This is a genomic window from Aggregatibacter actinomycetemcomitans (genome assembly GCF_003130205.1).
GTDB lineage: Bacteria > Pseudomonadota > Gammaproteobacteria > Enterobacterales > Pasteurellaceae > Aggregatibacter > Aggregatibacter actinomycetemcomitans_A.
This window is the reverse complement of sequence record NZ_NRDF01000009.1, coordinates 63,039-71,209: the sequence shown is the minus strand read 5'-3', so window position 1 is coordinate 71,209 and position 8,171 is coordinate 63,039. Positions and strand designations below refer to the sequence as shown.

Genomic DNA, 8,171 nt, shown 5'->3' with positions numbered 1-8,171 from the left:
AAAACTTTTTACCAACCACAAGTTTGTTTAGCTTAGTGAAAAAACATTTGACTTTGGGGCTGGGAGACAGTATCTACAAAACGATGTGAAATTTCACCGCACTTTATAATGCACGTCACTCAACGCACGCAATCTTTCCGCCACCTGTTCCGCTGTTAAATCGCGTTGGCTTTCACCGAGCATTTCGTAGCCCACCATAAACTTGCGTACGGTGGCGGAACGTAAAAGCGGCGGGTAAAAATGGGCGTGCAGTTGCCAATATGCGTTTTCTTCGCCGTTAAACGGGGCGGCGTGGAAGCCCATGGAATACGGGAAGGAGGTTTCAAACAGGTTGTCATATTTAGTGGTGAGTTTTTTCAGAATCACCGCTAAATCTTTCGCTTGTGCATCGTTTAATTCCGTTAGGCGTTTAACATGCGCTTTCGGCAATAACAAGGTTTCAAAAGGCCAAACCGCCCAGTAAGGGACGACAGCAAGCCAATGTGCGGTTTCCACCACGATGCGTTCTTTTCGTGCCAATTCCTGTTGAACGTAATCCACCAACAGCACGGCACCGTGTTTTTCATAATATTGGCATTGCGCTTTATCTTCCCTGGACACTTCGTTCGGCAGGAAGCTGTTCGCCCAGATTTGACCGTGCGGGTGCGGGTTGGAACAACCCATTGCGGCACCTTTATTTTCAAAAATCTGTACCCATTGGTATTTTTGCCCCAGTTCACGGAGTTGTTCCTGCCATACTTTTATCACCTCTTCGATCTCAAGTGCGGTCAATAATGGCAGCGTCTTGCTGTGGTCGGGCGAGAAGCAAATCACACGACTTTCGCCACGGGCTTGCGAACTTTGGAACAGCGGATTATCGTTCTGCTGCGGCGCCGGCGTATCTTCCAACAGCGCGGAAAAATCGTTTTTGAATACGTAAGGCTTGTGATAATCAGGGTTCGGTTCACCGGTAATACGTTTATTACACGGGCAAAGATAGCAGCTCGGGTCATGACTCGGTTTTTGTTCTTCATTCACTTTTTCCTGCTGCCCTTGCCAAGGGCGTTTGGCACGGTGGGGAGAAACCAAAACCCACTGGTCAATCAACGGGTTATATCGGCGATGGGGATGTTCGGTCGGGTCAAAAACGGTTGTCATAATGTGCCTCGATAAATTGATTTTTAGCTTATGAAAACGATTACAAAAAATATGCCATACCATACCATATTTAACGAAATAAACTGTTAGCGGGATCACAAAAATAAATTTAGCCTATGTTTTATTATAAAGACACGGAAAATTTTGTGACAAACCCGGCAATTTTTAAAGTAAGCGTTTTCAAAAAGAAAAATTTAGGATTATGATTTGCCTAATTTTAACGACATAATAAAGGTATTCCATGGTCACAATTCGAGATGTCGCCAACCAAGCCGGCGTATCTGTTGCAACGGTCTCCAGAGTATTAAACAATCACCCTTCAACGAAGGACAAAACCCGTCATTTAGTGTTAAATGCCATTGAGCAATTGGGCTATCGTCCTAATGCCAATGCGCAGGCACTGGCTTCGCAAAGTTCCGATACCCTAGGCGTGGTGGTGACCGACGTAACGGATTCGTTTTTCGCCATTTTGGTCAAAGCAGTGGATCATGTGGCAATGGAGCACGGTAAAAATATTTTGATCGGCATGGGATACCATCAGGCGGAAAAAGAACGCGATGCCATTGATACCCTGTTACGTAAACGTTGCAATTGTTTGGTGGTGCATTCTAAAGCTTTAGACGATCAAACCCTGACGGAATACTTGGATTTGGTTCCCGGCATGGTGATTATCAATCGCTGCATTCAAGGTTATGAATCACGCTGCGTCAGTCTGGACAACCGAAAAGGCACGTTTATCGCCACCAACACCTTGATTCAAGCCGGTCATCGGCATATCGGTTACATCGGCTCCAATCATAAAATCAACGATGAAACGGAACGTAAACAGGGCTATTTGAATGCCCTGACCGAACACGGTATTCCCATTGTGGAAAACGCCATTGTGCATAATTCACCGGATTTTGAAGGCGGGGAAGAAGCCATGATTAACCTATTGAGTTATAACGATAATCTCACGGCAGTGGTAGCGTATAACGATTCTATGGCGGCAGGTGCATTATCCGTCTTAAATGAAAACAATATCAAAGTGCCGAAGCAATTTTCCATTATCGGCTTTGACGATATGCCTATCGCCCGCTATTTGGTGCCGAAACTAACTACTATTCGCTATCCCATTGATCTCATGGCGAATTATGCAGCAAAACTGGCGTTAGGTCTGGTGGATATGGACATTTGCCTGCCCATTAACCCCCAATTCAATCCGACCTTGGTTCAACGTTTTTCCGTCGAAAATGTACATCACACGGGAGAATAACGCTAAATTTTAACTATTTTTTACATTAAAGATGTAATCGTTTTCATAAATGTGAATATGATCACAGTCTTGAAACATAAAAAACTGTATTCTACGCCCAATTACCTGAGTACCGATTGCAGTGTAAAAGGTAAGAATTGATAATAATTCCTTAAAAATTATCATGTTAAATACCTCTTCCAATTTTAAAACAGTCAATGGAGAACATCTAGTATGAAAAAAACAGTATTAAGTGCGGTGGTTTTCTCGATAGTTTTTGGTATCGGCATCAGTACAACACAAGCAGAAACCCGTATCGGTGTAACCATTTACAAATATGATGACAATTTCATGTCTTTAATGCGGAAAGAAATTCAAAAAAATGCAGAACAATTACAAAACGTAAAACTGCTGATGAATGATTCTCAAAACGCACAATCTATCCAAAACGACCAGGTGGACGTGCTACTTTCCAAAGGCGTGAAAGCGCTTGCCATCAACTTGGTTGACCCTTCTGCCGCACCGACAATTATCGGCAAAGCCAAACCGGATAATATCCCGGTGGTGTTCTTCAACAAAGATCCGGGCGCAAAAGTCATTGGCAGCTATGAAAACGCTTATTATGTGGGTACGGATCCAAAAGAATCCGGTTTAATCCAAGGGGATTTAATCGCCAAACAATGGAAAGCCATGCCGGCATTAGACTTAAATAAAGACGGCAAAATCCAATATGTGTTATTAAAAGGCGAACCGGGTCACCCCGACGCAGAAGCGCGCACAAAATATGTGATTGAGCAATTAAATGCACAAGGCATTCCAACGGAACAGCTCTTTATCGACACCGGTATGTGGGATACGGCACTGGCGAAAGACAAAGTGGATGCGTGGTTATCCAGCTCTAAAGCCAATGCAATTGAAGTCATTATTTCCAACAACGACGGCATGGCGATGGGCGCATTGGAAGCAACCAAAGCACACGACAAAAAATTACCGATTTTCGGGGTAGATGCGTTGCCTGAAGTATTACAACTCATCAAGAAAGGCGACATTGCAGGTACCGTATTGAATGACGGCGCGACTCAAGGTAAAGCGATTGTGGATTTATCCAACAACCTGGCAAACGGCAAACCGGCGACCGAAAGCACCAAATGGGAGCTTAAAGATCGCGTTGTGCGCATTCCTTATGTTGGTGTAGATAAAGACAACTTGTCTCAATTCTTAAAATAAATCACTTGTTTTAAATTCAGGGGGAAGGCATAGACACTGATGAAGTCTCTTCCCCCTTTTTTGTGAGGTTGGATATGACAGAACAAAATCAAAGTCCAAGCGGAAACCAAAGCCAAAGCGGTGAAGTGCTGCTTACGATGACGGATGTCAGCAAATCGTTTCCGGGCGTCAAAGCCTTAGATCACGCAAATCTGACCGTCCGTTCACATTCTGTACACGCATTGATGGGGGAAAACGGTGCGGGTAAATCCACACTGCTGAAATGTTTATTTGGTATTTATACTAAAGATGAAGGCAATATTTTATTTTTAGGCAAGCCCGTTAACTTTAAAACCTCAAAAGAAGCCCTGGAAAACGGCATTTCCATGGTGCACCAAGAATTGAATCTGGTGCGTCAAACCAGCGTAATGGATAACCTGTGGCTCGGTCGTTATCCGCTGAAAGGCCCGTTTGTGGATCACGCCAAAATGTATCGTGATACCAAAGCCATTTTTGACGAATTGGATATTGATATTGATCCGAAAGAAAAAGTGGCGAAACTTTCCGTTTCTCAAATGCAGATGATCGAAATTGCGAAAGCGTTTTCTTATAACACGAAAATCGTGATTATGGATGAGCCCACCTCCTCCCTTTCCGAAAAAGAAGTGGAGCATCTGTTTAAAATCATTCAAAAACTCAAAGATCGCGGTTGCGGCATTATTTATATTTCCCACAAAATGGATGAAATTTTCAAAATTTGTGACGAAATCACTATTTTACGCGACGGCAAATGGATTAACACCGTGCCGGTGAAAGGCTCCACCATGGAACAAATCGTTTCCATGATGGTAGGTCGTGAACTGACCCAACGTTTCCCGGAAAAAACCAATACGCCGAAAGAAGTGATTTTAACGGTAGAAAATCTGACCGCACTTAATCAGCCGTCCATCCAAGACGTGTCATTCAATTTGCGCAAGGGCGAAATTTTAGGTATCGCCGGCTTGGTTGGGGCAAAACGCACGGATGTGGTGGAAGCCATTTTTGGCGTGCGTGAACTAAAAAGCGGCGCCATTACCTTGCACGGAAAAACAGTGAAAAATCACACCGCACTTGAAGCCATCAATAACGGTTTTGCGCTGGTGACCGAAGAACGCCGCTCCACCGGGATTTATTCCAGTTTAAGTATTGAATTCAATTCCTTGATTTCCAATATGAAATCTTATCTCACTCCCTGGAAATTACTGAGCAACAAAAAAATGCGTAGCGACACCCAATGGGTGATTTATTCCATGAACGTAAAAACACCGTCCCACAAAACCACCATCGGCTCCCTTTCCGGCGGCAACCAGCAAAAAGTGATTATCGGACGTTGGTTATTAACCCAACCGGAAATTCTCATGCTGGACGAACCGACCCGCGGTATCGACATCGGCGCAAAATTTGAAATTTACCAACTCATTCAGGAACTCGCTAAAAAAGACAAAGGCATCATCATGATTTCTTCCGAAATGCCTGAATTACTTGGGGTGACCGACCGAATTCTGGTGATGAGTAATGGTAAAGTCGCCGGTATTGTGGAAACGACGAAAACCTCACAAGAAGAAATTTTGCAACTTGCGGCAAAATATTTATAAATAAGAAAGGAGTACATTATGAGTGCTTTAGAAAAAAATAAATCCTTTGATTTTCTGAAACAGAATGCGATTTATTTTGTGTTATTGATTTTACTTGGCATCATCATCGCACAAGATCCGTCATTTCTTAACTTAATGAACTTCAGTAACATTCTCACCCAATCCTCCGTGCGTTTAATCATCGCCCTTGGGGTTGCCGGCTTGTTGGTGACACAAGGCACTGACTTATCCGCCGGTCGTCAGGTCGGTTTGGCGGCGGTAATTTCCGCCACCATGTTGCAATCCATGGAAAACATGAACCGCGTGTTCCCGGATTTGGGTGAAATTCCGATTCCGGTGGTCATTCTTGCGGTCTGTGCCGTGGGTGCGGTTATCGGTTTGATCAACGGTTTGGTTATCGCTTATCTGAACGTCACACCGTTTATCGCCACCATGGGCACCATGATCATCGTGTACGGTTTCAACTCCCTGTATTACGATGCCGTGGGCGGCTCCCCGATTGCCGGTTTCAGCGAAAACTTCTCCACCTTTGCCCAAGGTTTCTTCCGCATCGGCTCATTTAAACTTTCCTACATCACCATTTACGCCGCCGTTTGTGCTTTCCTGGTGTGGGTCATGTGGAACAAAACCCGCTTCGGGAAAAACATCTTCGCTATCGGCGGCAACCCGGAAGCGGCAAAAGTGTCCGGCGTCAACGTAGCGCGCAACCTCGTGGTGATCTATATCATCGCAGGGATGTTCTACGCCTTCGGCGGTATGTTGGAAGCCGGTCGTATCGGCAGTGCCACCAACAACCTCGGTTTCATGTACGAATTAGACGCCATCGCAGCCTGCGTAGTGGGCGGCGTCTCCTTCGCCGGCGGTGTGGGCACGGTTATCGGCGTAATTACCGGGGTGATTATCTTCACCGTCATCAACTACGGCTTAACCTACATCGGTGTCAACCCTTACTGGCAATACATCATCAAAGGTAGTATCATCATCCTTGCCGTTGCCATCGACTCCTTGAAATACGCGAAGAAAAAATAATCTTCTGCAGAAAAACGCCATAAAGAACGACCGCACTTTTTGAAGTGCGGTCGTTGTTCCAACCGTTTTTCGATTAATAACCTGCCAGCCACGCCCGCAATTTCGCTACATCCGTTTGCCATTCTTTTGCCAGCAGACTCACCCAATGGGCGATATTGCCCTGCCAATCCGGCGTGTCGGCATTCTGTGCCTGTGCGGCAATTAGTTGTAAGCGTTTTAGCCCCATGGAAGCCAGCGCACCTTTGATTTTATGGGCGATGGAAAGCACCTCCGGTTGGGTGTACGGATCGTTCAAATATGCCTGGTAGGTCTGTTGCAGCTTGGTGACATAATCCTGCATGGTTTGCTCGAATAAAGCGAGATTGTTTTTCACGAAATCCGCCCCCAGCATTTCCACCAGTTCCGTGAGCATTTTCGTATCCAGCTCCACAGATTCCGCTTGCAGTTTATTGTTCGGCAAGTTGAATTGAGCCGGTTCTTCACCGAAATAATCGTGCAGGCAATGTCTCAGTTCCTCCAAAGAGAGCGGCTTATGAATCACATCGTCCATGCCTTGCGCCAGATATTCCTGTTTTTTCTGCACCACATTTGCCGTAAGTGCAATGAGCGGCGGGAGAAAATCATAAGCGCCGTTTTCGTAGTTTTGGCGGAAATGGGTGGCAATATCAAAGCCTGACATATCGGGCAGCTGAATATCCAGAAACACCAGATCGTAGTAATTTTGTTCAAATTTGCGAATGGCTTCGGCACCGGTCATGGCGACATCAATTTGATAACCCAATTTTTCCAACATAGATTTCGCCACCACCACATTCACTTCAATATCTTCTACCAAAAGAATATTTAGTTTTAGCGGCAAATATTTGTCTTCTTCTACCGGCTTGATAGCTTGTCGGGCTTTGAACGTAAATAAGAAGGTCGAACCTTTGCCTACTTCGCTACTGACGGTTAAATCGCCGCCCATCAGTTGTGCAATGGTTTTTGACACGGACAACCCGATGCCGCTGCCTAAGGATTTATTAGCATCAGAACCGGCTTGATAATACAGTTCAAAAATCTTCTGCAAATCCTGCTCGGCAATACCGATGCCGGTGTCGATTACGCGCAACGCAAATTCTTCCTCTGCTGTCTGCTCCACAGATAAGGTAACGCTGCCCCGTTGAGTGAATTTCACCGCGTTATTGATTAAATTCCACAGCACTTGGTTTAACCGCACGCCGTCCAACATCAGCCAATTAGGTAGCGTCGGCGGGCAAGCCAATTGAAATTGCAAATGCTTTTCTTCCGTCATTAATAACGCGAAATTGGCAATGTCATTGAGCAACGCGTATAAATCCGTGGCTTTACGATTGAGTTCAATACGTTTCGCATCAATTTTTTCTAAATCAATGATGTCACTAAAAATATGGGCGAGAGAAAGGGCACTGCTGTTGATGGTTTTAAGGTAATTTTGTTGTCGTTCGGAGGGATTTTCTTCCAATAAAATGCGGCTCAAGCCGATAATGCCGTTTAACGGCGTGCGTAACTCGTGACTGATGGTAGTCATCAAAGTGGTTTTATCGCGGTTGATTTTTTCCAGGTTATCCAAGACTTCCGATAATTTTTTCTCCGCCGATACCCGTTCTTGAACTTCTCTGCGCAGCTCTTCTACGGAACACGAAAGCGCCTGACGGGAGTGTTCCAGTTTTTCCACCAATACCGTGAAAAAATAAATCACAAAAGGCGCAGAAATCAAACCGAACACAATGGAGCGTGCCACATCTGCCCAAAGAATTTCCCCCATTACCAACAAACTAAGCAGAATTTGCGTACAAAGTGCAAGCACCGCCAGCACCATCACGCCAAGCAAAGAAAAGCGAATGCGCCCGAGACGGATCACCCAATCCACATAGCGTCGAACAAAGTCTTTAAGATTTTTCATAGCATTCCGT

Annotated in this window: 6 protein-coding genes; 4 read left to right on the top strand and 2 right to left on the bottom strand. The window is 45.1% G+C overall.

Going from position 1 to position 8,171, the window contains the following annotated elements; translation table 11 throughout:
- Positions 1 to 93 precede the first annotated feature (93 nt).
- Positions 94 to 1,137, bottom strand: coding sequence for a galactose-1-phosphate uridylyltransferase (gene galT, locus DK423_RS07765; RefSeq protein ID WP_061886996.1), 1,044 nt, complete (start codon positions 1,135 to 1,137; stop codon positions 94 to 96).
- 241 nt (positions 1,138 to 1,378) lie between these two features.
- On the opposite strand from galT, the gene DK423_RS07760 reads away from it, so the two are divergent.
- The 4 genes from DK423_RS07760 (at position 1,379) to mglC (ending at position 6,240) form a co-directional block, all read left to right on the top strand.
- A complete protein-coding gene (locus tag DK423_RS07760; RefSeq protein ID WP_061886545.1) occupies positions 1,379 to 2,392 on the top strand; it encodes a substrate-binding domain-containing protein in 1,014 nt (337 codons plus the stop codon).
- Between the two features lie 213 nt (positions 2,393 to 2,605).
- Positions 2,606 to 3,598 carry a galactose/glucose ABC transporter substrate-binding protein MglB gene (gene mglB, locus DK423_RS07755; protein WP_005559568.1) on the top strand — a complete coding sequence of 331 codons (993 nt, stop codon included), beginning with the start codon at positions 2,606 to 2,608 and terminating at the stop codon, positions 3,596 to 3,598.
- Positions 3,599 to 3,672: 74 nt separating this feature from the next.
- Positions 3,673 to 5,211, top strand: coding sequence for a galactose/methyl galactoside ABC transporter ATP-binding protein MglA (gene mglA / locus DK423_RS07750; RefSeq protein ID WP_109043942.1), 1,539 nt, complete (start codon positions 3,673 to 3,675; stop codon positions 5,209 to 5,211).
- Positions 5,212 to 5,229: 18 nt separating this feature from the next.
- The gene (gene mglC / locus DK423_RS07745; protein WP_005559572.1) at positions 5,230 to 6,240 is read left to right on the top strand and encodes a galactose/methyl galactoside ABC transporter permease MglC; all 1,011 of its coding nucleotides are present in this window, start codon (positions 5,230 to 5,232) and stop codon (positions 6,238 to 6,240) included.
- A 73-nt stretch (positions 6,241 to 6,313) separates the two neighbouring features.
- Here the strand turns inward: mglC and DK423_RS07740 are convergent, their stop codons facing one another.
- Positions 6,314 to 8,161 (bottom strand): ATP-binding protein, encoded by a 1,848-nt coding sequence (locus DK423_RS07740; protein WP_005559574.1) that lies wholly within the window; start codon positions 8,159 to 8,161, stop codon positions 6,314 to 6,316.
- Positions 8,162 to 8,171 lie beyond the last annotated feature (10 nt).